This is a genomic window from Stenotrophomonas sp. 1L-E-5-B-C3, from assembly GCF_057292075.1.
The window spans coordinates 194011-217401 of record NZ_JBXAWS010000001.1; the positions used below are offsets into that span (position 1 = coordinate 194011).

Annotated in this window: 21 protein-coding genes; 7 read left to right on the plus strand and 14 right to left on the minus strand. The window is 65.8% G+C overall.

Annotated elements, in window-relative coordinates; all coding sequences use genetic code 11:
- Positions 1–68: 68 nt before the first annotated feature.
- The 4 genes from AC0Z6F_RS00845 to AC0Z6F_RS00860 all read right to left on the minus strand — a co-directional run bounded on the left by AC0Z6F_RS00845 (position 69) and on the right by AC0Z6F_RS00860 (position 4220).
- The gene (locus AC0Z6F_RS00845; RefSeq protein ID WP_012511362.1) at positions 69–791 is read right to left on the minus strand and encodes a LytR/AlgR family response regulator transcription factor; all 723 of its coding nucleotides are present in this window, start codon (positions 789–791) and stop codon (positions 69–71) included.
- Positions 788–1843, minus strand: a complete 1056-nt coding sequence (locus tag AC0Z6F_RS00850) for a sensor histidine kinase (protein WP_232273982.1) — start codon at positions 1841–1843, stop codon at positions 788–790. Before AC0Z6F_RS00850 ends, AC0Z6F_RS00845 begins: the two co-directional genes overlap by 4 nt.
- A 166-nt stretch (positions 1844–2009) precedes the next feature.
- Entirely contained in the window at positions 2010–3467 is a 1458-nt protein-coding gene (locus AC0Z6F_RS00855) for an amidohydrolase family protein (RefSeq protein WP_485616467.1), read from the minus strand.
- 51 nt (positions 3468–3518) lie between these two features.
- Positions 3519–4220 (minus strand): ankyrin repeat domain-containing protein, encoded by a 702-nt coding sequence (locus AC0Z6F_RS00860; RefSeq protein ID WP_100468819.1) that lies wholly within the window; start codon positions 4218–4220, stop codon positions 3519–3521.
- Positions 4221–4342: 122 nt separating this feature from the next.
- Between AC0Z6F_RS00860 and AC0Z6F_RS00865 the strand changes: the two genes are divergently transcribed.
- From AC0Z6F_RS00865 to AC0Z6F_RS00875, 3 genes are all read left to right on the plus strand, one after another.
- Complete coding sequence (locus AC0Z6F_RS00865) at positions 4343–5224, plus strand: LysR substrate-binding domain-containing protein (protein WP_485616466.1); 882 nt, start codon at positions 4343–4345, stop codon at positions 5222–5224.
- A 280-nt stretch (positions 5225–5504) separates the two neighbouring features.
- Positions 5505–5978 carry a DUF3806 domain-containing protein gene (locus tag AC0Z6F_RS00870; RefSeq protein WP_050509791.1) on the plus strand — a complete coding sequence of 158 codons (474 nt, stop codon included), beginning with the start codon at positions 5505–5507 and terminating at the stop codon, positions 5976–5978.
- A 176-nt stretch (positions 5979–6154) separates the two neighbouring features.
- On the plus strand, positions 6155–6592 hold the full coding sequence (locus AC0Z6F_RS00875) for a DUF3806 domain-containing protein (RefSeq protein ID WP_485616465.1): 438 nt from the start codon (positions 6155–6157) through the stop codon (positions 6590–6592).
- 49 nt (positions 6593–6641) lie between these two features.
- Here the strand turns inward: AC0Z6F_RS00875 and AC0Z6F_RS00880 are convergent, their stop codons facing one another.
- Entirely contained in the window at positions 6642–7802 is a 1161-nt protein-coding gene (locus AC0Z6F_RS00880) for an amidohydrolase family protein (protein WP_485616463.1), read from the minus strand.
- Between the two features lie 183 nt (positions 7803–7985).
- Here AC0Z6F_RS00880 and AC0Z6F_RS00885 point away from each other — a divergent pair, with 183 nt between their 5' ends.
- Positions 7986–8627: a hypothetical protein gene (locus tag AC0Z6F_RS00885; protein WP_485616462.1), complete on the plus strand. Its 642-nt coding sequence runs from the start codon at positions 7986–7988 to the stop codon at positions 8625–8627.
- A 46-nt stretch (positions 8628–8673) separates the two neighbouring features.
- On the opposite strand, the gene AC0Z6F_RS00890 is transcribed toward AC0Z6F_RS00885, so the two are convergent.
- Complete coding sequence (locus AC0Z6F_RS00890; protein WP_065724600.1) at positions 8674–9315, minus strand: hypothetical protein; 642 nt, start codon at positions 9313–9315, stop codon at positions 8674–8676.
- Positions 9316–9895: 580 nt separating this feature from the next.
- On the opposite strand from AC0Z6F_RS00890, the gene AC0Z6F_RS00895 reads away from it, so the two are divergent.
- Positions 9896–11275 (plus strand): GlcNAc-transferase family protein, encoded by a 1380-nt coding sequence (locus tag AC0Z6F_RS00895; protein ID WP_100434862.1) that lies wholly within the window; start codon positions 9896–9898, stop codon positions 11273–11275.
- 57 nt (positions 11276–11332) lie between these two features.
- On the opposite strand, the gene AC0Z6F_RS00900 is transcribed toward AC0Z6F_RS00895, so the two are convergent.
- On the minus strand, positions 11333–14059 hold the full coding sequence (locus AC0Z6F_RS00900; RefSeq protein WP_485616461.1) for a TonB-dependent receptor plug domain-containing protein: 2727 nt from the start codon (positions 14057–14059) through the stop codon (positions 11333–11335).
- Positions 14060–14279: 220 nt separating this feature from the next.
- Between AC0Z6F_RS00900 and AC0Z6F_RS00905 the strand changes: the two genes are divergently transcribed.
- Positions 14280–14879, plus strand: coding sequence for a GNAT family N-acetyltransferase (locus AC0Z6F_RS00905; RefSeq protein ID WP_485616460.1), 600 nt, complete (start codon positions 14280–14282; stop codon positions 14877–14879).
- On the opposite strand, the gene AC0Z6F_RS00910 is transcribed toward AC0Z6F_RS00905, so the two are convergent.
- Together AC0Z6F_RS00910 and AC0Z6F_RS00915 are read right to left on the minus strand one after the other, a co-directional pair.
- Positions 14876–15655: a CDP-diacylglycerol diphosphatase gene (locus tag AC0Z6F_RS00910; protein ID WP_485616459.1), complete on the minus strand. Its 780-nt coding sequence runs from the start codon at positions 15653–15655 to the stop codon at positions 14876–14878. The genes AC0Z6F_RS00905 and AC0Z6F_RS00910 overlap by 4 nt on opposite strands.
- A 68-nt stretch (positions 15656–15723) precedes the next feature.
- Positions 15724–16380: a decarboxylase gene (locus tag AC0Z6F_RS00915; protein WP_100468825.1), complete on the minus strand. Its 657-nt coding sequence runs from the start codon at positions 16378–16380 to the stop codon at positions 15724–15726.
- Between the two features lie 171 nt (positions 16381–16551).
- On the opposite strand from AC0Z6F_RS00915, the gene AC0Z6F_RS00920 reads away from it, so the two are divergent.
- Positions 16552–16848 carry a hypothetical protein gene (locus tag AC0Z6F_RS00920; RefSeq protein ID WP_485616458.1) on the plus strand — a complete coding sequence of 99 codons (297 nt, stop codon included), beginning with the start codon at positions 16552–16554 and terminating at the stop codon, positions 16846–16848.
- 95 nt (positions 16849–16943) lie between these two features.
- Here the strand turns inward: AC0Z6F_RS00920 and AC0Z6F_RS00925 are convergent, their stop codons facing one another.
- From AC0Z6F_RS00925 to lldP, 5 genes are all read right to left on the minus strand, one after another.
- Positions 16944–17828, minus strand: coding sequence for a hypothetical protein (locus AC0Z6F_RS00925; protein ID WP_197582850.1), 885 nt, complete (start codon positions 17826–17828; stop codon positions 16944–16946).
- 162 nt (positions 17829–17990) lie between these two features.
- Entirely contained in the window at positions 17991–19697 is a 1707-nt protein-coding gene (gene dld, locus AC0Z6F_RS00930; protein ID WP_485616456.1) for a D-lactate dehydrogenase, read from the minus strand.
- Positions 19694–20833 carry an FMN-dependent L-lactate dehydrogenase LldD gene (gene lldD, locus AC0Z6F_RS00935; protein ID WP_485616455.1) on the minus strand — a complete coding sequence of 380 codons (1140 nt, stop codon included), beginning with the start codon at positions 20831–20833 and terminating at the stop codon, positions 19694–19696. The genes dld and lldD overlap by 4 nt, the downstream gene beginning before the upstream one ends.
- A gap of 4 nt (positions 20834–20837) precedes the next feature.
- Positions 20838–21602 carry a transcriptional regulator LldR gene (gene lldR / locus AC0Z6F_RS00940; RefSeq protein ID WP_012511377.1) on the minus strand — a complete coding sequence of 255 codons (765 nt, stop codon included), beginning with the start codon at positions 21600–21602 and terminating at the stop codon, positions 20838–20840.
- A gap of 53 nt (positions 21603–21655) precedes the next feature.
- Positions 21656–23314 (minus strand): L-lactate permease, encoded by a 1659-nt coding sequence (gene lldP / locus AC0Z6F_RS00945; RefSeq protein ID WP_006373138.1) that lies wholly within the window; start codon positions 23312–23314, stop codon positions 21656–21658.
- Between the last annotated feature and the right edge of the window lie 77 nt (positions 23315–23391).

A 23391-nucleotide genomic window follows, 5' to 3' on the forward strand; every position in this document is an offset into this window, starting at 1 on the left:
GCAACGACCGGATTGCGTACTTCGGCGACGATGGCACCAACCGTGCCGCTGCAGGCACCAGCCGTGTGTCAGGCGCGTGCCGCCAAGGCCGCCTCCAGCACCGGCCGGTAGCTGCGGCTCACCGGCAGCTGCACGCCATCGGCCAGTTCAAGCAGCGCATCACCGTTGTGGCGCTCGATCAGTGATCGCACCCGCAGCGGGTTGACCAGCGCCGAGCGGTGCACGCGCAACAGTCCTCCATCCGCCAGCCGTTCGGCCAGCTGCGCCAGCGGCTCACGCAGCAGGTGCAGTCGCTGCCCCACGTGCACGCATGCGTAATGACCGGCCATGTCGATGTAGTCGATCTCCGCCAGCGGTACATACTGGACACCACCACTACCAGGCACCGCCAGGGTCTGCGCACCATCCTCCGTACGCGGTGCCAGGCCTGCCAGGCGGCGCACGCGCTCGATCGCTTCACGCAACCGCTGCGCTGCCACCGGCTTGAGCAGATAGTCTGCGACGCCCAGTTCGAACGCGCGCAGCGCATGCTGCGGCAGCGCGGTCACGAAGATGGTGTGCGCGGCCAGCGCCGGCTGCTGCTGGGGCAACTCCCAGCCACGACCGTCGGGCAGGACCAGATCCAGCAGCAGCAGATCGAAACGGCGCCCCTGAAGCTGCTCGCGTGCCTGCGCGAGGGTGGCGGCTTCAGCATCGACCCTGACCTGCGGAATGCCCGCCAGCAACTGGCGCAGGCGGTCACGTGCCAGCGCCACGTCATCCACCAGCAGCACGCTCAGCGGACGCGTCACGCGATGCACTCCGGCAAGGTCACGCGTGCACGATAGCCGCCGCCCTCGCTGGCGGTCTGCAACCGGCCTCCCATCATCGCCAGGCGCCGCTGCAGTGCAGCCTGGCCAGTGCCCAGTCCATCGTTCGTGCCGGGACGCAGGCAGGGGTTGAACAGCACCACATCAAGCAGGCCGTCTTCCACTCCGGCCCATAGCTCGATCCGCAATGGCCCGTCCCCCGGCTGCCAGCCACTGTGCAACACCGCATTCTCGATCAACGGCTGCAGCAACAGACCGGGGACCGTACAGGCCAATGCAGCCGCGGTGGCCTGCAGATGCAGATGCACCTCCTGATCGTGCAGCAGCGACTGCAGCGCGACATAGTCCTGTGCTGCGCCCAGTTCATCGGCAAAGCAGCGCTGCGACGGGCATTGCAGGGTATCGCGCAGCAGCGAGGACAGCTGCGCCAGTGCGGCATCCGCCGCGCGTGGACGTTGCAGTGCCAAACCGCCGATGGCGTTGAGCGCATTGAACAGGAAGTGGTGCTGCAGATGCTGGCGCAGCGCTGTTTCACGAGCCTGCTGCAGCACCTCTGACTGCGCCCTCAACCGCTGCAGTCCGGCCAGGCCATGGCCCACGCCCGCCACCGCAATGAAGGTCGGCAACGCAAACAGCGCGGTAATACCAATCGCGCGCAACACCTGCTGCAGTGCTGGCCAGGGTTGCCCCTGCCACAGCTGCAGCAGCACATGGCCCAGGGTCCATCCCAATGCCGTCAACAGCGGAGTCAGCAGCAGGCACAGCGCCAACCATCCGGCCAGATGCCGGCGTCCAGACAGTGGCCAGCGCCGGCACGCATCCCACAACAATGGCGTCGCCAGCATCCAGGGCAGCTCGGCGCCAAGGATGAACAACGCTGCCGGAATCAGACCGCCAGGCTGTTGGCTCAGGTGCACCGCCGGCACGGCGGTGGCGATCAACACCCCCCACAGGGCCAGCATCACCCAGTGTGGGCGTGGCAGCGGAAGCGGCGCCTCATGGGCTGGCAGCAGCAAGGCAGGCGAAACAGGCATGCACGGATTCGAACGGGAAACGGGCACCATGCTAGATGCCCGCACCGAATCATTCCCGTGCCGGAAGCAAGGGGCTGTCCACTGCCACGGATCCGCATCGTGCCTGGATTCCGTTCGACGCTGGGGTCAGAGCCCTTCCCGGTCGGAAGGGATCCGACCCCGCCGATCATTGCGCCTTCGCCGCCTCGGCATTCCACGCTGCGACCCTGGCCTTGGTGTCGGCCAGCATCTTGTCCAGCGCGGCGCGGTCATACATGTTGCCGCGCAGGATCACGCTGTCGATCTTTTCGGTGGCAGCAATGTCCTGCAGTGGGTTGGCGGTCAGCAGTACCAGATCGGCGGCCTTGCCCTGTGCGACACCACCGTAGCGGTCCATCTGGCCGAACCAGGCCGGGCCGGAACGGGTTGCGGCCGACAGCGCCTGCGGTGCGCTCAGGCCTTCCTTCACGAACAGCTGCAATTCCTGGTGCAGGGCGATGCCCGGGAAGTTGAACGAGTTGAGGAAGCCCGCATCGGTGCCCGCAATGATCGTCACACCGGCTTCCTGCAGCATCGGCAGCACCGCGGCCACCTGGTGGTACTGCGCGTGGCGCGCTTCGATCTGTGCCGGCGTAGCCTTCGCCGCGCGGTCCACGCGCCACTGGTAGGTCGCGCGCAGGCCCGGGCCGATGTAGGCCAGGTACGGATCGTTGGCGTGGTCATCCTGGTCAAGGAAATCGAGGATGCGGCCACCATTGAGGGTCGGGGTCACGAACACGCCGCGCTTGGCGAAATCGCGGTAGGCGTGCATCGCCGTGTCACGATCGAAGCTGGCGTCGAGGCGGCGGTTGGCTTCGGCGCGGTCGATGCGGCCGGCACCGAAGTCGGCGGCGATCTGCGCTTCATCCTTGCTGCCGGCCTTGAATGCGTAGTCCAGATGCTCGATCGAGGCCAGGCCTGCATCGACCGCCTGTTCCACGGTCAGCGCCATCGGAATGTGACCCGAGGCCTTGAACCCGGCCTTGTGCGCAGCACTGGCCGAGTACAGGAACAGCTCCGGCTTCAGCGTGCTGTCGGTGATCTTCACGAAATCAACCTTGTCGTGCTGCAGGCGGGCGATCGCCTTGTCGGCGTCGGCCTCGCTTCCCACTTCGATCGTACCCTTCCAGACCGGCTTGATGCCTTCGATCTTCGCGCCCGAACTGAGCAGGCGCGGACCAAACAGCGTGCCCTTGGCGATCTCGCCGCGCCACTGCAGCACCTGCTCGGGCAGGTCACCGGAACAGTCGCGCACGGTGGTGATGCCGTGCGCGATATATAGCGGCAGCAGCGCCTTGTTCTCTTCGATCAGCGCCGGGCCACCACCGAAGTGCACGTGCATGTCCCACAGCCCCGGAATCAGGTACTTGCCCTTGGCATCGATCTGGCGGGCCGCGCTCCACTGGCTGCGCAGCTGCGCGTCCGGGCCGACGGCGACGATGTCCTCGCCACGGATCACCACGCTCTGTCCGGCCAGGGTGCTGGCGTGCTCGACATCGACCACGGTGGCATTGCGGATCAGCAGGTCGGCGCGCTCGGCCGCAGACGCCGACAGCGGGGCCACTGCAAGGAGGATGGCAAGGGACAACGGACGGGAACGGAACATGGACAGCATCCTGATGGGCACGCCCAGCGTGCGGGTGGAAGGGGACGGTCTTCAGCGTGCCGCGCCATGCTGGCGCAGCAGGGTCTCGATTTCGGTGTAGCCGCGCTTGCGCGCGTGCGCCAGCGGCGTCACGCCGTCGCCGTCGGCCAGCTCGGGGTCGGCGCCGGCATCCAGCAGCAGCTGCACGATCTGCACGTGGCGCGCGCCGCCGTCGCCGAGCAGGATGGCCTCCAGCAGCGCGGTCCAGTGCAGGCGGTTGACATGGTCCACTGCGACGCCGGCACGCAGCAGCGTGCGCACGGTGGCGACGTGGCCGCGCTCGGCGGCGGGAATCAAGGCGGTGCCGCCGTAGCGGTTGGTGCTGCGCAGGTCGGCGCCATGCGCCAGGGTCATCGCCAGGATCTCGTCCAGTCCACGCGCGCCGGCGTACAGGTAGGCGCTGTCCTGCATGGCGTCCTTGGCATTGACGTCGGCGCCGGCTTCGATCAGTTCACGCGCGGCGTCTACATTGTTGCCATGCGTGGCCAGCAGCAGCGCGGTACGGCCCTGGCCATCACGCGCCTCCAGCGTGGCGCCATCCTCGATCGCCTGTCGCAGCGCATCGGCATCGCCACGGCTGGCAGCATCGCGCAGGCGGCCATCGACGTCGGCTTTGGACGTTGCGGTGCAGGCCGGGGAGACCATGGCCAGCAGGAATAACAGCAGCACGCGCGCTAACGGCGCAGGCCAGCCAGGGGAACGATGGACGCGCATGACGGTGTCTCCTCATGACCGTCGCCACGGAACGCCGTGCGACGGTAGCAACAGCCGGGCATTGCCGGCCCCTGCCCTGCATGGTAGAAGTCGGCCTGGGTATCCAGAAGTGAAATGTTCAAATGCAAGACAGTGCCAAATCGAATAGAACCCTGTTCGAACTGGACCTGCTGCGTGCGCTGGTGATGGTGGCCGACTGCGGCAGCTTCACCACTGCGGCCACGCGCCTGCATTCGACCCAGTCCACCGTCAGCCAGAAGGTGCGCCGGCTGGAGGAACTGGCCGGGCATCGCCTGCTCGAACGCGGCCACCGCGACGTACACCCCACCGATGCCGGCCACACCCTGCTCGGCTACGCGCGGCGCATGCTCGACCTGAACGAGGAAATGGCACAGGCGCTGGCCGGCGCCACCGTGGAAACCGCGGTGCGCATCGGTGTCCCCGAGGACTTCGTCAACGCGCAGACCACACGCATGCTGGCCGCTTTCAGCCGCCGCCACCCGCAGGTGAAGCTGGAGATCAGCAGCGGCCTCAGCCGTGACCTCGCGCAGGGCTTCGACCACGGCGAGCTGGACCTGGTGCTGGTCAAGCAACGCCGCAACAGCCGCCAGGCGGTGCATTGCCGGCGCGAGCCGATGCACTGGATCGACAGCCTGCGCAGCAGCTGCCTGCAGCAGGACCCGCTGCCGCTGGTCACCTTCCCGCCACGCGGGCTGTACCGCGACGAGATGATCCACGCCGTGGAGGCGCTGGGCCTGCGCTGGCGCATCGCCTTCACCAGTTCTTCGCTGAGTGGCATCCAGGGCGCGGTGGCCGATGGCATCGGCATCAGCCTGCTGCCGCGCCGCGCGGTCACCCGCGATCACCGCATCATCGATGGCGAACGCGAGCTGCCGGTGATCGACAACTACGAGATCGGCCTGCTGCATCGCTCCGATGCCGATGATGCCGTGCGAGCGCTGGCCAGCGAACTGTGGCGCCAGGTGCAGCGCGAACCGGATTGACCGCGGTAGAACCACGTCATGCGTGGATGGAAACGACCGTCCGGCATCCGAAAGGGCGCTGAAGCGTCAGCGAGTACGCGCCTGTCGCAAAAGGCCCACTGATCGCGAGCCGGATTGACCACAGTAGATCCACGCCATGCGTAGATGGAAACGACCGCCCAGTATTCGAAATCGCGGTGAAGCGCCAGCAGGTACACGCTTGTCGTAAAAGGCCGACTGATGGCGTACCCAATGCCTGGGCGATAGGGTAGCGAACGCCCTTCTCCGAATTACCTCACCCATGACCAACACGTACCAGGTTACTTTGACCCCTGCTCCGAAGGACGAAGCCGACATCCGGTTCGATCCTCTGCCACCTGCGCTCATCGCCCACATGCAGCAGCAGCGTGCACAGGTTGCTGCCCTCGTCGCATCTGCGTTCCCTACCGTGCCTGTTCAATGGCCGCTGCTGCCGAGCACGCTGCAACGCGTAGTCGATGCAGAACTGATCGATCACGATGATTGTGACGGTTGGGAAGCACTGGGGGTCGCATTTGGTGATTGTCTGGCACAGCGTGTACCGGAACTTGCCTGGGCCCAGGTAACCGATGCCTGGGGCGTCGATGCGGTTCTCCGCTATGGCGACGCCAATATCATGGTCAGCGCCGGCACCCTGTTGATCAAACGCGTCGAAGAAGGCAAGACCATCGAGATCAACCATCTGCTTGAAGCTCTGGAGGAGTTCGTCATCCAGCAAGCGCGCAAGTCCGGCTGAGCCCATGAGAGAACGATTGAATCGCGCAGAATGACGTATTCGCACATTGATGCTGCGCATGCGGAAGCAATCACAGTTCGCGCACTGATCATCGATATCTGATCAGACCTGCCGCACCAAGGCACTACATCGCAGGCTACAGTCGCCCTAGTTTCCGTGCCCCACGGCGCCTCGCCATGTCCGATGAAATCCCCACCCGCTTCGATCCCCTGCCCGCTGCACTGCAGACGCATCTGCAGCACCAGCGCTTGCTGATCGCTGCGCGCGTGGCCGCCGGCTTTCCGACGTTGCCGGTGCAGTGGCCGCTGGCGGCCACCACGCTGCAGCGCGTGGTCGATGCCGAGCTGATCGACCGCGACGACTGCGATGGCTGGGAAGCACTGGGCGTGGCGTTCGGTGACACCCTGGCCCAGCGCGTGCCGGGCCTGGCCTGGATGCAGGTCACCGATGCCTGGGGCATCGACGCGGTGCTGCGCTATGCCGACAGCAGCCTGCAGATCGGCGCCAGCACGCTGCTGCTCAAGCGCGTCGAGCAGGGCGAGATCATCGACATCGCCCACCTGCTGGCGTGGCTTGAGGAATTCGTCGTCACCCGTGCCGACGATTACGTCTGAAAGGCCGCCGAGCATGGCTCGGCACTACACGGGGTTGCGCGGCGTGAATCTACAGCCAGCGGCCGTCGACCACCACGCTGCGCTCCACCGGCACTGCGGCCACAGCGGCCGGGCCGTGGTCGGCACGCACCGCCACGAATGTGGCCGGATGTCCTTCTGCAAGGCCGTACTGTGGCAGCCCGATCACCTGCGCGGCATGGGTGGTCACCATGTCCAGCGCCAGCATCAGGTCGGCATCGGTATTGAAGCCGGAGCGGTAGCCCAGCAGCATCGCCCGCTGCAGCAGGTCGCCGTTGCCATACGGCCACCAGCAGTCACGAATGTTGTCGTTGCCCGCGAACACGTGCACACCGGCATCATGCAGCGCGCGCAGCGGCGGGAATGGATGATCGCCCGGCGCGTTGCTCATGATCGCCACGCCCGCCGTCGCCAGCGCCTCGCCCACCTGCAGCGCGCGTGCCAGCGGCACCTCGCCCAGCGAATAAGCATGACTGACCGCCACCCTTCCCTGCAGGCCGGCGGCCCGGGTCCGCGCGGCGATACGCAGCAGCTGGGCCAGGCCGGTTTCGCCGGGCTCATGCAGGTGGATGTCCAGCTGCACGCCATAGCGCTCGGCCAGGCCGAACAACAGTGCCAGCTGGCCCTCGGCATCGCCATCGAGTGTGGTCGGATCGATGCCGCCCAGCACGTCCACACCCGCTGCAAGGGCCTGCTCAAGCACCGCTGCGGTACCAGCGCAGGACATCACGCCGGCCTGCGGGAACGCCACCAGCTGGATGCGCATGATGCCGGCGCAGCGCAGCGCGGCCTCGCGCACCGCTTCCAGGTGACGCAGGCCGGTGCCGCCATCGATATCGACATGGCAGCGCATTGCCACTGTGCCGAAGCCGCTGCATTGGCGGATCAGCGCCTCGGCGCGATCAACCATCGGCGCCGCAGCCTCCATCGCCGCCTTTTCCACCGCCAACCGCTCACGCAGGCTGTTCACCGGCTGATGCGGGTGCCAACGGTCGCCGACGAAGCTCTTGTCCAGGTGGATGTGGCCATCCACCAACCCCGGCAGCACCGCAAAGCCCTGCAGATCGACGCTTTCCGCCCCTTCAGCCGGGCCGGTATGGCCGTTGAGCCCGCTGATGCGGCCATCACGGATGTGGAAGTGCAGTGGTGCACCGTCGCGGTCGACACCGCCGTGGATGAACTGCAGGGTCATCGGGAATTCCCGGAAAGCCAAGACTGGCGCCATCCTGCGCCTCGATAGCGCCATCGGCCAACGAAATATCTGGATGGCACGCATTCACCAGAACGATGATTCCCCCTGCGACAACCGGTCGCAGCCACGCCGTGCACACCCCTGAACGGGTAACATGGGCGCCTGTTTCCGCTGTGATGCCGCATGGGCCCGTCCGACCGCCACGATCGTCTCCGCCGCTGGCAGGCCGCGTCCCTGCTTGCCGCCGCTCCGATCGCCAGCCTGTCCGCCACTGATGCTGCGGCCGCTGCGCCGCTGCAGTCGCCGCCGGGCCAGCAGCGGATCGCCCCGGGTGCGCTGGTCGAGCGCCTGCACCAGCGCGTGCTGTCCGGGCAGAGCGCGACCGCGACCCTGGAACACTGGTGCGCCGAACACGGCTTGGCCGAGCAGGCACGGGTGCGCGCGGTGCGCGTACGCGGCCAGGGCAAGCCGGCGCCGACCGACGTGCTGCAGGCGCTGGGCGTAAAGCCAGGCACCGACCTGCGCTATCGCCGCGTGCAGCTGGTGTGCGGCAGCCGCGTGCTGTCCGAGGCCGACAACTGGTATCTGCCGGAGCATCTCAGCCCGGCCATGAACCAGGTGCTGGACAGCACCGACGAACCGTTCGGTCGCGTGGTCGGCCCGCTCGGTTTCCAGCGCCAGACCCTGGCTGACCAGACTTTCTGGCCGCCGCGGGGCGAAGGCGATCACGGCGTGATCCTGGAAGTGCGTGCCCTGCTGCGCGACCGCCAGCAGCAGCCTTTCAGCTACGTCATCGAGTCGTACCTGCTGCAGGCGCTGCCTTGATCGAGGCAGCGCCGGCCGACGTGCGGGCGCTACCTGACCTGCAGGCCTATTGGCTGGTGATCATCGATCGGGCGGCAGGATCGGTAGAAAAAACGAACCTTCCCTCGTAGTTCCGCTGGTCGAGCTTCTTGCTCAGGCCCGAGAAACTGTAGGTGGGCGCAGCGGCGTCCAATCCGAATTTTTCAGTCCACGCCTCGTACTCTTCAGCAGAGCCGGTACGTACTGAACCAATACACAGGCTGTATCCACACGCGAACTCACCCAGGGATTCATTCTTGCCGAGGCTGCGCGCAATCGCCTGCTTGTAGTGCGCGGTCAGGTCCTGCGCTTCAGGGCGTTTTCCGGCATCGTCAGCAAACGCTTGGACTGTCTTTTCGAAAGCCTTATCCGAAACGAGGATGGCATCGCTTTGCTCCACAGACAGCGCACCGTCCTGCATCATTGCACTTTCTGCAGCCAGGTAAGGCGAATCCCCGGCGGACATGGCTCCGCCAGGAGATGACGGAATCGTTCCGCGCGCGCTCGTATCCGTTGCAGGCGTCACCTCCTGGCCACTGCCCGCGCTCCGTACGGCGGCAGATGACGACCCGGCGTTCGCCTGTGCGGCTCCACCCGCTGCCACGTCATCCTGTGCGCACCCCGCTACCAATACCGCTGCCATCGTGATCAAAAACGCACGTGCATCCATGTTCCGTTTCTCCATCATGCTCGTTGTCCGGCCCCCGTAGAGGCCGGATTCAAACGGGTACTGCCTGGCGAGCAGGCTGCAATCACTCCTCAGGCGGCGGCGTACGTATCACGCGAGTTACGCGCCCACCACAACAATCCGTCACGGTGTAGCCACCGTTGGCACTGGTCTGCACAACGCAGCTTGACGTGCAGGTATAGCGCGCGCCATTGACGGTTACCGTATCTCCCGCCGATGCCGTTCCACTGGCCATGGCGAGTCCACCCAACAGGATCGGACTTACGATGAGGCTTGCCTTCATTGATCTCTCCTTGACTCTGGCAGTTTGTATCGCTGGTTCACTCCAGCAGCCGAAAACTAGCAGCGGTTAATGCACCGGTCAATTACTTAAACGCCAATCAGCAATCACCGTGAAAATGCAAAGAGAACTCAACTTGACTCTTTCGATTTCACCAGGCCCGATATCGAAACATACTGCCGGATAATCCTTTCGATAGCTGCATTTCCAATGCGCTTCAAACGTCGTGCATGATGTCGAGCATTCGTACTTCCTCGCCCGACCAACCCAAGTGAACTGAAGATGGATCTTCCCGCCAGCCTGTTTGTTCAGATACCCAGTTATCGCGATCCGCAACTGATTCCAACGCTCGTCGATCTCGTGCGGCGCGCAGCTGCGCCAGCGGCACTTCACGTGGTGGTGTGCTGGCAACATGGTGATGAAGCAAATCTCCAGGATTTTCTGGCTGCGGGCTTCCAGCTGGAATCGAGCTGCATCGGCGATCAGCATCCGATTCATCGCCTGCGCTTGAACGGGGCCGAAGTTGAACTGATCGAGGTGGGCTTCATGCACGCCCGCGGCTGTGGGTGGGCACGAAGGCTGGCGCAGGAGCGCTATCGCGACGAGCGCTACAACCTGCAGATCGACTCTCACCACCGCTTCTCGGACGCGTGGGACGGGTTGCTGGTGGAGATGCTCGAATCCCTGCGCACACGCTCATGCAAACCGCTGCTGACCGGGTACCCGCCCGCGTTCCAGCCCGAGAGCTATCCTGAAACCCGGCAGAACCATGTCGGCCAGATGCTCGTCCGCGGCTTCAACAGCGTAGGCGTGGTCAGCTACAAAGCGGTACGCATGCCCCAGGTTCCAGTACGCAGCAAACCGATGCGCGCTCGATTCATCAGTGGCGGGTTCCTGTTCTCCGACGGCGAGTTCGTGAGGGAAGTCATGAACGATGCAGACCATTTCTTCTCGACCGAAGAAATCGTCATGGCGGTCAGGGCCTATACGCATGGTTATGACTTCTTCCACCCCCATCGACCGCTGCTGTGGCACCAGTACAACTCGGACGCAAACCGAGTGTGGGATGATCACTCCGATGAGTGCCGCTCGCGTGGTGAAATCGAAGCCAGTGCCTTCGATCGATCGCTGAAGGCGTCAGGCAAGGCAGTGAACATGCTCGCAGCAGCCGCATCAGGAGATGCGTTCGCACTTGCCAGGCACGGGCTCGGCGGCAAGCGCACGCTGCAACAGTACGAGCGCTACGCCGGGTTGAGCTTTGCTCACCGGGGCGTGCACGAGGACGCGACGCGTGCAACCGAACCTGACAATGCTCATTTCGCGACGGATGAGCAGCACTGGCTGGACAAACTGATCTGTCGACGTGTCTTTCAGGTGCAGGTCAAGCGGTTGGACGCAGAAATCGCCGCTGCCGCTGATCTCGAGTCGTTGGTCCTGACCGCCCAAGCCGGGGACGGTACCATCGTCGGCCGACGCGAGTTGTCACCGGAAGATCTCCAACAGCTGATCACCCGGGGTGAATATGTCTGCATCGACCATTTCAGCAGCTGTCCGTCGCGTCTTCCAACGTGCTACCAGATGCAGATTGGCGGCAATTCCCAGGATGATGCCAACCGGTTTCAGGTGGTTGTAAGAGAGATCGAGGAAGACCTGATGGCCTGAGCGCTGAGCTCCAGACGAAAAGCCCGGCGATGCCGGGCCCTTCGTTCGCCTGCCTGATCAGCGGAACCGGTAGTCCAACTGCACCCAGTACTGGCGGCCATACGGGTCGTAGTTGCCGACCGGATAAAACGGCCAGCCGCCACCGTTCTTGTCCGCCGGCGGGCGGCTGTCACGCAGGTTGTTGACGATCACACCCACCGACAGGTTTTCGCCGAACTGGCGGAACACGCTCGCGTTGTACGTCATGTACGGCGCGATGCGGCCACTGCCATCGGTCTTCGGCAGCGAGCCGAAGCGGTTGCCGTACAGCGTGGTGGTCCAGTCACCCTGGTTCCAGGTGATGCTGCCGTTGGCCTTGCTGCGCCACTGGTAGTCATCCAGCGAATTGCGGATGTCACGCTCCGGATCATCGGAGAACTGTCGGTATTTGTGCTCCAGCACCACGGTGTAGGCCAGGCGCGTGGTGAAGCGGCCGTAGCGGCCGGCATCGAAGCGCCAGTTGCCCTTCAGGTCCAGGCCGCGAACCGATTCGGAGGCCGCGTTGATCGGATTGATCAGCACGCGGGTCACCTGGTCTGGCTGCACGGTTGCATTGGACGGATTGCGGATCACCCGCGACAGCGCGTCCTGGCACAGAGGCGAACCGATATCGCGCGCTTCGCCACCCAGCGTGCGGCCCAGGCGGCAATCGGCCTCATCACGCAGGATGCGGCTGGTATCGAGGCTGGTCACTTCGTTGTCGATGCGGATGTCGTAGTAGTCAGCGCTGAAATCCAGGCCGGACAGTGGCGACCAGACCACGCCGAAGCCATATGACTTGGCCGATTCCGGCTGCAACTGCGCATTGGCGCGGTTGCTGTAATCAATCGACAGGCCGTTGTAGTCGCAGTTGTCGTACGACTGGCCCGCCGTGCGGCAGCGCCAGTAGTCGGTCATGCCCGGGTTGTAGCCGCGGGTTTCGGTGGCGAACACGTAGTTCATGTCCGGCGCCCGGAAACTGGTCGCCGCCGAACCACGGATCAACAGGCTCTCGATCGGGCGGAACTCGACGCCGAAACTCCAGGTAGCCTTGCCGATGTGCTCGCCACCTGCGCGGTACTGGTCATAGCGACCGGCCAGGGTGGTGGTCAGCGACTGCAGCAACGGCAGCTGCAGTTCCACGCCGGCCGCATAGCGGTCACGCTCGCCACCGGCACCGATGCCGGCGCTGGTGTTCCAGAATTCACCGCTGCCCAGCCGCGGGTCCGGGCGATTGCGGTAGCCCTGGCTGCCGGCCTCGACCACCGCCGCCAATGCAGCGTCGCCACCGGGCAGCGCGAACAGGCGGCCATTGACGCTGGCGCTGAAGGTCTGCAGCCATGCCGCGTTACGGCTTTCCTGGTAGTCGGACAGCCCCTCGTATTCGTTCGGGGTCAACGGCTGGAACAGGCGCGCCGGGTCCGGCGCATAGACCTCAACGCCGTTGCGCACGCCCAGCTTCGGGCCGAGCAGGTATTCGTTTATGCCGGCCAGCAACACCGGGCGACGGGTGCTGTTCTCGTAACGCGAGCGGCTGTAGACCGCTTCATAGTCCCAGCCGCTGTCGCCGATCTGGCCACGCGCGCCGACGTTGAACGACCACGAGTTTTCCAGGAAGCGGTTGGCGTTGCGCGGCAGGCCACCGATTTCTTCCGGCGCGAAACGGCGGTACCAGCTTTCCAGGTTGCCGGTGGTCTGGTTGTAGAAGTAGTTGCGGGCCGAGGTCCAGGTCGGCGCACGCGTGTTGTTGTAGATCCGCGCGCTGCCTACGGCGACATCGGCGAACAGGTCAGTGGTGTCGTTGACGTGGAAGGTCAGCAGGCCATAGCCATTGAGGTTGCGCTTCTGGGTCTGCACGGTCCAGTAGCTTGCCGCCGCCTCGTTGCTGCCGCAGTACCAACCCTGGCGCGGGTTGTTGGCACGGAACACGCTGCCGCCATAGATGTCAGACGCACCGTCGCAGCCATTGACGCCCGGATCGATGTTGCGGCCGGTGGCGGCATTGCGGCGATAGGCGATCGCGGTCGCCTGCGGTGCCTTGCCAGCCGGATCATCGTCCAGCGAATCCATGAAGTCGCGCTGGCGCGCGTGGATCGCCTTGCGCACATCGAACTCGAAGCCGAACAGCGCATCCCAACGCTCGCCGGAACTCCCGCCGACCACCTGCGCGCGCTGGTTGTCGCCACCGCCCTGCTGGGTGCCACCGGCGCGCACGTTCACGTCCACGCCCTGGAAGCGGTCCTTGAGGATGATGTTGACCACGCCAGCGATGGCGTCGGAGCCGTATACCGCCGATGCACCAGCGGCCAGCACCTCGATGCGCTCGATCAGCGCACTGGGAATGTTGGCCAGGTTGACCACGTTCACCGAGCCCTCGTAGGCCAGCGGGTAGTCGGCCTGGCGGCGGCCGTTGACCAGCACCAGAGTGCGGTTCGGGCCCAGCCCGCGCAGGTTGATGGTGTTGGCGGCCGGGGTGAAGGTGTTGCCGAAGTCCTCGCCCTGTACGTTGCCGGTGTTCTCGGTCAGCGCGCTCAGAGCATCGAAGGCATTGCGGTAGCCCTGCGCATCGATCTGCTCGCGGCTGATCACCGTCACCGGCGACGGGCCCTCGACACTGGCGCGTGGAATGCGCGAGCCGGTGACCTTCACTTCCTGCAATGTGGTGGGTGCGCTTTCCTGCGCGAAGGCCGGCAGCGAGACCAGCATCAGGGACGACAGTGCGAGCACCAGCGGACGCGGGCGCAGCGCCTTGTGGGAGGCGGACATGGGCTTCCTGGGGAGTTGGGCGGGTGGTGGTACGGGGGCAGCGGCCTGTGCGGCGCATAACGATCCCGTAACGAAAGTGTCCTGAATGGGTGGTTTCAACGGAAATGACCAGCCCTGATGGCCTTATGCCTGAACCGAATCAGACCCGCCCCGGACAACCACCGCGTTTTTGCAATGTTTTGAATGGTCTGGCGGTGCGGGCACGGCCATCGTTTCGGGGATGATGACCCCATACCCCGCTTCCACCCTCCCCCCGCTGCGCCCGGTGCTGCGCCGCCATCTGCTGCAACTGCAGGTGGCACCGGTCACCCTGCGCCCGTTCCAACGCACCGATCTGCCACGCTGGCGCCTGTTCGATGACCGCCGCCGGCGCGGCCGCCGCGATCCGTCCGTTATCGATGAGGAAGCGCGCTTCCTCGCCCACATGCATCGCTCACGCCTGGAACAGGACAACGACCAGCTGCTGCTGGGGGTATTCGATGACGAGCACGGCAACGTGCTGGACCAGCTGCACGTCCGCCTGCAATCACTGCACGCGCGTTGCGCAGAACTGCTGTCGCTGCAGCATTGGCACCCGCATGCCGACGCGGCGCTGCAGGCGCTGTGTCCTTTCCTGTTCGAGGACGTCGGCCTGCATCGCCTGTTCGTGATGCTGCCACCGGACTGCAGTGATCCGTTCGCCACCGCGCTGCGGGCCTTCGGCTTTGAGCAGGAAGGCCTGCTGCGCGACCATCATCTGGATCTGGAAGGCTGGCAGGATCGCCAGCTGCTGGCGCTGACCGCACCCATGTGGCGGAGCAAGCACAGGATGCTGGACTAGCGCACCCGCTCCAGCGCGTTGCCGGCACCGGTCAGCACCGAGCAGGCGTGGTCCTGCAGCTCTTCGGCGCTGGCCTCGTTGCCGGTGCCCGCGTCCACACGGGTGGCCAGCAGGATGAAGCCCGGGACGCCCTGCACGGCGTCCCGGCCCGCCACAACCAGGCTCCACTGGCCGACGTCGTCCACGCCTGCGAGGTCGTAGGCCAGCAGATTGAGCGGATTGGCGGTCAGTTCTGCGCCCGGCAGCAGGCGTGCCTGGTACTGATGGCCGCGCAGCAGCCCCGGCAGCGGTGCCCACTGGCTGCCCAGGGCGACAGCATGCGTGTCCAGCGCCTGCAGCACGTCGGCACGCAGGCAATCCACATGAATATGCAGCTGGTGCTGCGAGCGGCCGTGCGGCGAGTTCAACGCCAGGCTGGCGACGTTGCGCGGCAGCGGTTGCCGCAAGGCCTGTTCGGTGTGGCTGCGCGCCTGCCAGGCTGCAGCGAAGTAGTTCGGTGCACCACGCTGGTACAGGCTGCGGCTCTCGATGCCGCTGACCTTGTCCAGCGGCATCAGCAGGAACTGGTAATCACCGTGCGCGTCCTTGACCAGCACATCGCGCCGGTCTGCTGCCGTCTCCACCCGCAGGCAGTCGCCGCGCGGGGCTTCGGTGCCACGGCAGTCACGCTCGATCAACCGCCACAGCGCATCGGAGTGGGCCGGTGGCGGCGGAGGCACACTGGCACAGGCGGACAACAGCAACAGGGACGACAGCAGGAAGGGGCGCAAGGACACGGCAACGACTCACGGAGCAGGCGCGGCAGATGGCGCCGCGCTGCATTCTAGCCAGTGCAGTGCTGCAATCAGTAGGTGCCGAACGGCACTTCAACCACGAACGGGGCCGCGCCCTCGCCCGCCTGCAGGCTGTAGCGGTCCAACGCGCCATCGTCATCGGCGTGCGGCTGGCGCTGGAAATGCAGCGGGTAGCGGCTGTCCCCCAGGCGCACGGCGCTGCCGTCGGCCTCCAGCGCGGCACCTTCCGGAATCAGCAGACCGCCCAGGTCGCTGTAGGCGCCAGGTACATCGGCGAAGCTGTAGTCGGCCAGCTCGTCCACCCGCTGCATCGCATAGACGTGCGGCACATAGGGTCGTGCAGGGCTACGGCCATTGCTCAGATCCGTCACCCAGGCCTGTGGCAAATGGTACTCCCCGCGCAGCGCAGCTACGCCCAGCGAGGGGCTGGCCACCTGCAGGCAGCACACCGCCCGCTTGCCCTCGCGGTCGAGGATGGCGAAACGGTCGCCGCGGGTCGCGGCCTGCGGCAGCATGGCGAAGGCCAGGTTGCGCTGGGCCGGCGCGTAGCCGGATTCGGTCTGCAGGTTGCGCCAGGCGCCGAATACCGGGGATTGGACCTGCTCGGGTTCCGGATCGGCAGCGGAGGCGGCAAACGCCACGCCCAGCAACGACAACATCAGGGCCGTCATTGTCTTGTCCTTGCCGCGGAAACTGCCTGCCGTCATACCGTATCCAACACCTGCGCCGGAAAGGCCCGGCCTGCCCGCTGGCGTACTGCCAGCTATTCCTCCCACTATGCAATGACCACGCTGTGCCGGCAATGACCGGGGCGCTGACGCCTTTCGCACGCTCGGTGCTATCGTTCCTGCCATCGTCCCCTGCGCAGGAGCGCTCACATGTCTGCATTCCGTCTGTCCCTGTTGCTGCCGGCCTCCGCCCTGCTGCTGTCGGCCTGTGTCAGCACCCCTGGCCCGGAAGTCAAAGGCAGTGGCCGCTGCGACACCAGCCAGCTGGGCTGGGCGATCGGCCAGCCGGCCAACGAGCCCAACATCCGCCGCCTGTCCCGCGAGAGCGGTGCCGGTCTGGTCAACCCGATCGGCCCCAGCACCATCACCACCAAGGACATCCGCCCGGACCGCCTGCGCGTGTTCGTGGACAAGGACAACATCATCACGTCCACGCGCTGCGAGTAAGCGCCGCGGCAGGCTTTTGTAGAGTCGAGCCATGCTCGACTGGTTTTCGGATGGGTCGCGCGGAAAACCAGTCGAGCATGGCTCGACTCTACATTTCAGGGTTCGGTATACCCCGCACAATCCGGCAGCGCCTGGTCGGGGTGGAATACCCCATCCCTGAAACGGAACAGCCGCGTGTAGGTGCACGCAGGGTCCTGCTCGGTGCGCAGATCCTGCTTCTTCAACGGCCCCTTGGCCAGCGAATCCTCGAAGCGCGAAACACCGGCCGGGAACCGGGTTGCCACCGTCTGGTAGCGCAGCACCGGCATGCCCGCTGCAACCGTATCCAGCGCCAGCTTCGCCGAGAAGCCGTATTCGTCGTGGCAGGCACCTGCGCGCTGTTTCATGTCCTGCTCGCTGAAACAGGCGCGGATCATCGCATTGCCCAGCCATGGCACGGTCAGCACGTCGTCGTCCACCTGGATGTCGTCCTGCAGGTGGCGCACGCGTGCCAGTTGCAACGTGGATGCATCGGCACCGCCGCCGGAATACATGCTGCTGAACGAGACGATGCCGCCCACCAGCACGTTCTGGCGGTCGCGCTGCTGCGGGTCGGTCACCGGTTCATCGCTACCCACGCCAGGTGCCAGCCGCACGATCCACGGCCACAGCGACAGCTCGCTTTCCTGCGGCACGTCGATGCTGACGTGGTAGGTGTGTGGCGTGCCCTGGCCCGGTGCCTTCTCAAGCACTTCCAGCACGGTCGGCCGGTCACCATCTTTGGCAACCGGCTGCACGCGCACGCACCAGTTGCCGTCCCGCGTGCATTCGTAGAGCCCCACCGGCCCCGTCTCATTGGCGATCAGCACCTGCCCCAGCGGCTCCATCACGTTGCCCGCAGCGTCACGCTGCTGCGGCAGGATCGAGCCTTGGGCGAGCACCAGCAGCGGGGTCGCCAGCAGTGCAACGCACACGGTCGTGCGGGCAACGATGGAGGGCATGGGCGGCTCCTGCGGTTGGGATTCCGATGGTAACCGTTGCCCGGGCAGAGTCGAGCCATGCCCGACTTCGTCTTTGTAGAGTCGAGCCATGCTCGACTGCTGTCTGTCGGGAAGTGCAGCCGAGCATAGGCTCGGCTCTACAGTAAAGCCACGTTGTATCCGTCAATGCCCACTACAGTCGCAGCTACCCCACCCTTTTTCCTTCGAGGTCTGGCCGATACCGGGGTTGAAGGTGTTGCTCGGGTCCAGCTGCTTGTAGAACCCCGCCAGCGCCGGCTTGGCCGGATACAGGTGGCCAACGTTGTGCTCGGCCGGATACTCGGCGCCACGCTGGTCCAGCAGCGCCCACATCGCATGCTCGATCGCCATCGGGTCTTCGCCTTTGCGCGCGATGTAGTCCTGATGGAACACGTGGCACAGGAAGTGCCCGTAATACAGCTTGTGCAGCAGGCGGCCGTCGATATCCACCGGCAACTGCTCGAACCAGTCGGCATCATCGCGGCGCAGGGCGATGTCCAGCGCCACGATGTCCTGCACCTGGTCGCGATGCACCTCGCGGTAACGCACCGCCGCACCGGCCACGGCGAAGCGATGCAGGAAGGCCTTGCGCCCCTCATCGGCCGTGCAGTGGAAGTAACCGCCCTCATGGTCGGCGAAGAAGCCGCGCAGCCAGGCCTCGGTTTCCGCTGCGTCCTGCGAGGAGACCTTCAGCAGCAGATGATGCTCGTAGCGCTGGCGGAATTCGCCCATGCGCCTGGGCAGGTGCGAGGGCAGCAGGCCGGTCAGCACCTGCATCACCCAGTCGGTCACCCCGCGCAGCCCCAGCCGCTCGAACCAGCCATCAACCCGGCTCTTCAATGCGAACGCGGCCGGCACACGCGCGGTGCCCAGGCAGTCGATCAGCAGGAAACTGTCCTTGCCGTAGCGTTCGCCGATGTCATAGGCATCGCGGTGGATGTACTCGCCGGCAATCGGCAGGCGTTCGAAGCCGGTCAGCAGCTGGCGCCGGATCGCGGTGAGGCTGTCGGTGCGGTTGCTGCCGATATAGAAGACCTCGGCGGCCTCCTTCTCGAAGGTATCCAGGCGCACCGCGAATACTGCCAGCTTGCCGGCAGAGCCCGCTGCCTCGAAGTGACGGCTGGGGTCGGCATTGAAGCGTGCCGGCGTATCGGCATCCACCCGGCGCACTTCGTCGGCGTAGCGTGGATCGGAGGCGGCGCGGCCGTCGCCGTCACCTACGTCGGCAGCAGCGTAGTCGCCAGCCTGCAGCCGCTGCAGGATCTGCTCGGGTGTATCACCCAGCGCGATGCCCAGATGATTGACCAGCTGCAGCTGGCCCTGCGTATCGACCTGCGCATACAGCGCCAGCTCGGTGTAGGCCGGGCCGCGACGCACCAGCGCACCGCCGGAGTTGTTGCAGATGCCACCCAGCACAGAGGCGCCGATGCAGGACGAGCCGATCACCGAATGCGGTTCGCGCCCCAGTGGCGCCAGCGTCTGCTCCAAGCGATCCAGCGTCGCGCCGGGCAGGCACAGCACTTGGCGGCCTTCGTTCAACAGCTGGATGCCGGTCAGGCGCAGTGTGCTGATCAGCACGATCGGACGCCCATAGTCGTTGCCATCCGGGGTCGAGCCACCGGTCAGGCCGGTGTTGGCCGCCTGCAGGATGATCGCTGCCCCACCCTGCACCGCCGCCTGCAGCACACGCCACAGCTCCAGCAGCGTACCCGGGCGCACCACCGCCAACACCGGGCCGTCGCCGAAGCGATAGCCACGGCGGAAGCGGCGCGTGGCCTTGTCGCCGGTCAGTACATGGCGGTTGCCGACCGCATCGCGTAACTGCGCCAGCACGGCATCGTGGCCACTCACGGCAGGCTGACCAGCGAATCGCGGCCGATGTCGGCGATGCGGCGCGCGCCGGTCAGTGTCATCGCCACGCGCATTTCCTTGGCGATCAGGTCCAGCAGGTTGGCCACGCCGGCCTCGCCCTGCGCTGCAAGTGCATAGACGAAGGCACGGCCCAGCAGCACGGTATCGGCCCCCAGCGCCAGCATGCGCACCACGTCCAGGCCGGTGCGGATGCCCGAATCGGCGAGGATCTTCAGGTCGCCCTGTACCGCATCGGCAATCGCCGGCAATGCACGCGCGGTGGACAGCACGCCATCGAGCTGGCGGCCGCCGTGGTTGGAGACCACGATGCCATCGGCGCCGAACTTGATCGCATCACGCGCGTCATCCGGATCAAGGATGCCCTTGATCACCATCGGGCCCTTCCAGAATTCGCGGATCCACTCCAGGTCCTTCCACGAAATGGAGGGATCGAAGTTGCTGCCCAGCCAACCGATGTAATCCTCCAGCCCGGTCGGGTTGCCGCGGTAGGTGGAGATGTTGCCCAGATCATGCGGGCGACCGAACAGGCCCACGTCCCAAGCCCAGTGCGGATGGGTGATGGCCTGGCCGATACGGCGCAGCGAGGCATTCGGTCCACTCATGCCCGAGTGGGCATCGCGGTAGCGCGCACCCGGCACCGGCATGTCCACGGTGAATACCAGGGTGGTCACGCCCGCAGCCTGCGCGCGCTCCAGCGCATTGCGCATGAAGCCACGATCGCGCAGCACATACAGCTGGAACCACATCGGCCGCTGGATGGCCGGTGCCACTTCCTCGATCGGGCACACCGATACGGTGGACAGGGTGAACGGGATGCCACGGCTGTCGGCCGCGCGCGCCGCCTGTACTTCACCGCGCCGGGCATACATGCCGGTCAGGCCGACCGGCGCCAGCGCCACCGGCATTGCCAGCGTTTCGCCGAACAGCTCGGTTTCCAGGCTCAGGTCGGACATGTTGCGCAGGACGCGCTGGCGCAGCGCGATGTCGGACAGGTCGGAAACGTTGCGCTTCAGCGTGTGCTCGGCATACGCGCCGCCATCGATGTAGTGGAACAGGAACGGCGGCAGCCGGCGTTGCGCTGCGGCACGGTAATCGGTGGAGGCGGAGATGATCATGGGGTCAACCGTGTGGGGAAGGTAGACGCGAGGCCCGCGCACGCCGGGCTTCGTTGTCATCGAGGGTGCGCAGCGTGGTGTGCACGAACTCGAGGTGGGCATGCGCGGCGGCGCGCGCGCGTTCGGGGTCGCCGGCCAGCACCGCGTCCATCATCTCGCGGTGCTGGTCGGACAACGGCGAGAAGGTCCTCGCCGAGGTGTAGAGCTTTTCGCGGCTCTGCGAGATGTTGGTCTGCAGCAGTTCGAACAGCCCGCGCATCACCTGCAGCAGCACGAGGTTGTGCGAGGCCTCGGCGATGGACAGGTGGAAGGCCGCGTCGGCCTCAGCTTCGCCGGTGGGGTCATCCTTGCCGTGCGCGTCCATCATGGTCTGGAACGCTTGCGCGATGCGCGCGCGGTCCTCATCGGTGGCGCGCAGCGCAGCATGCCAGGCGGTGGCACCTTCCAGCGCGTGACGGATTTCCAGCACGTCGAAGCGATACTCCGGGTCGCCCTGGAACAGCGGCAGGTACGGCGCCAGCGGTTCATCCAGCGCCTGCCGTGCGCGTGCGGCCGGTTCGGCCACGTAGGTGCCGCCACCGACCCGTGCGGTCAGCAGGCCCTGGCTGGCCAACTGCGCGATGGCTTCACGCAGCGCGGTGCGCGAGACCCCCAGCTGCACCGCCAGGGTGCGTTCGGCCGGCAGACGGTCACCCGGCTGCAGCCGCTGTTCCTGCACCAGGCCGCGCAGCTGCGCGGCCACCTTGTCCGAAATACGTTGCGTGCTCATGGCGCCATTGTGGCCCGAAGCGCGCAGCGGGTGGTCGGCTGACGGTGCATGGCTCAGGGAATCATCCAGGTCAGCCAGTAGGCCTGGGCCAGGGTGATCAGGCCGACCATCGTGGTGAAGATCAGGCTGTGCTTGACCGTGAAACGGAACAGGTCCGATTCCTTGCCGGCCAGGCCGACCGCCGCGCAGGCAATGGCGATCGACTGCGGCGAGATCATCTTGCCGGTGACACCGCCGGTGGTGTTGGCCGCCACCAGCAGCACGTCGGACACGCCGATCTGCTGCGCGGTGGTCGCCTGCAGCGCCGAGAACAGCGCGTTGGACGAGGTGTCCGAGCCGGTCAGGAACACGCCCAGCCAGCCCAGGAACGGCGAGAAGAACGGGAACGCATCACCGGTGTGCGCCAGTGCCAGTGCCAGCGTTGCCGACAGACCCGAATAGTTGGCAATGAAGGCGAAGGCCAGCACCATGCCGATCGAGTAGATCGGCATGCGCAGCTCACGCACGGTCTCGCCGAAGGTCTGCAGCGCCGAACGGGCCGGCATGCGCAGCGCGATGATAGCGATCACTGCGGCAAGGATGATCGAGGTGCCGGTGGCCGAGAACCAGTCGAACTTGTAGATCGCCTCATAGTTGAGCGGCGCGTCCACGATCGGCGGCATCTTCTGCACCATCTGGTCCAGGCCCGGCACCGGGAGCTTCAACACCCAGCTTTCCAGCGGGCCACCCGCCGCGAACAGCGACTTGAACGGCTTGATGCTCCACAGCGTGACCATCGCAGTGAGGATCAGGAACGGCGACCACGCCTTGGCAATCTGGCCGACGTTGTAGCGCGGCGCTTCCAGTGCCTGTGCAGCTGCCTCGGCGCTGGTTTCGGTGTCGAAGCGGAAGATCCGCACTGGCTTCCAGCGGCGCAGGAACAGGGTCAGGCAGACCAGCGACGCCAGCGACGCGGTGATGTCCGGCAGTTCCGGGCCGATGAAGTTGGAGGTCAGGTACTGCGCGATGGCGAACGAGCCACCGGCCACCAGCACCGCCGGCCAGGTTTCCTTGATGCCGCGCCAGCCATCCATGATCGCCATGATCCAGAACAGCACGATGATGGTCAGGAACGGCAGCTGGCGCCCGGCCATCTGGCCGATCTCGAATGGATCCAGGCCGGTGACCTGCCCGGCCACGATGATTGGAATGCCCATTGCGCCGAACGCCACCGGCGCGGTGTTGACGATCAGGCACAGGCCGGCCGCATACAGCGGCTTGAAGCCCAGCCCGACCAGCAGTGCCGCGGTGATCGCCACCGGCGCGCCGAAACCCGCCGCACCTTCCAGGAAGGCACCGAAGGCGAAGCCGACCATCAGCATCTGCAGGCGCTGGTCCTCGGTGACCGACAGGATCGAGGCGCGGATGATGTCGAACTGACCGGTCTTGACCGAGACTTTGTAGAGGAACACCGCGCCGATGATGATCCAGGCGATCGGCCACAGGCCGTAGACGAAGCCGAAACCGGCCGCGCCCAGCGCCTGGCTCAGCGGCATGCGGTAGAACAGCAGGGCCACGCCCAGCGCGATGGCCACGGTGATCGTGCCGGCCAGCCAGCCCTTCATCCGCAGCACCGCCAGGGCGACGAAGAAGAACGCGATCGGCAGCAGCGCGATCAGGCTGGACAACCACAGGTTGCCGGCGGGGTCGTACAGGTGTTGCCAGGGCTGCATGGGGGCTCTCGACTGGGGCGGGATGTGCTCCACCGCAGGCGGTGGGTCGCCATGGCCGTCGATCATTGGTATTACCA

Excerpts from the sequence above, each read along its gene's own strand:
- AC0Z6F_RS00850 (WP_232273982.1), bottom strand. The coding sequence starts at position 1,843 with ATGCCTGTTTCGCCTGCCTTGCTGCTGCCAGCCCATGAGGCGCCGCTT.
- AC0Z6F_RS00855 (WP_485616467.1), bottom strand. The coding sequence starts at position 3,467 with ATGTTCCGTTCCCGTCCGTTGTCCCTTGCCATCCTCCTTGCAGTGGCC.
- AC0Z6F_RS00860 (WP_100468819.1), bottom strand. The coding sequence starts at position 4,220 with ATGCGCGTCCATCGTTCCCCTGGCTGGCCTGCGCCGTTAGCGCGCGTG.
- AC0Z6F_RS00865 (WP_485616466.1), top strand. The coding sequence starts at position 4,343 with ATGCAAGACAGTGCCAAATCGAATAGAACCCTGTTCGAACTGGACCTG.
- AC0Z6F_RS00870 (WP_050509791.1), top strand. The coding sequence starts at position 5,505 with ATGACCAACACGTACCAGGTTACTTTGACCCCTGCTCCGAAGGACGAA.
- AC0Z6F_RS00875 (WP_485616465.1), top strand. The coding sequence starts at position 6,155 with ATGTCCGATGAAATCCCCACCCGCTTCGATCCCCTGCCCGCTGCACTG.
- AC0Z6F_RS00880 (WP_485616463.1), bottom strand. The coding sequence starts at position 7,802 with ATGACCCTGCAGTTCATCCACGGCGGTGTCGACCGCGACGGTGCACCA.
- AC0Z6F_RS00885 (WP_485616462.1), top strand. The coding sequence starts at position 7,986 with ATGGGCCCGTCCGACCGCCACGATCGTCTCCGCCGCTGGCAGGCCGCG.
- AC0Z6F_RS00890 (WP_065724600.1), bottom strand. The coding sequence starts at position 9,315 with ATGGATGCACGTGCGTTTTTGATCACGATGGCAGCGGTATTGGTAGCG.
- AC0Z6F_RS00895 (WP_100434862.1), top strand. The coding sequence starts at position 9,896 with ATGGATCTTCCCGCCAGCCTGTTTGTTCAGATACCCAGTTATCGCGAT.
- AC0Z6F_RS00900 (WP_485616461.1), bottom strand. The coding sequence starts at position 14,059 with ATGTCCGCCTCCCACAAGGCGCTGCGCCCGCGTCCGCTGGTGCTCGCA.
- AC0Z6F_RS00905 (WP_485616460.1), top strand. The coding sequence starts at position 14,280 with ATGATGACCCCATACCCCGCTTCCACCCTCCCCCCGCTGCGCCCGGTG.
- AC0Z6F_RS00915 (WP_100468825.1), bottom strand. The coding sequence starts at position 16,380 with ATGACGGCAGGCAGTTTCCGCGGCAAGGACAAGACAATGACGGCCCTG.
- AC0Z6F_RS00920 (WP_485616458.1), top strand. The coding sequence starts at position 16,552 with ATGTCTGCATTCCGTCTGTCCCTGTTGCTGCCGGCCTCCGCCCTGCTG.
- AC0Z6F_RS00925 (WP_197582850.1), bottom strand. The coding sequence starts at position 17,828 with ATGCCCTCCATCGTTGCCCGCACGACCGTGTGCGTTGCACTGCTGGCG.
- lldD (WP_485616455.1), bottom strand. The coding sequence starts at position 20,833 with ATGATCATCTCCGCCTCCACCGATTACCGTGCCGCAGCGCAACGCCGG.
- lldR (WP_012511377.1), bottom strand. The coding sequence starts at position 21,602 with ATGAGCACGCAACGTATTTCGGACAAGGTGGCCGCGCAGCTGCGCGGC.
- lldP (WP_006373138.1), bottom strand. The coding sequence starts at position 23,314 with ATGCAGCCCTGGCAACACCTGTACGACCCCGCCGGCAACCTGTGGTTG.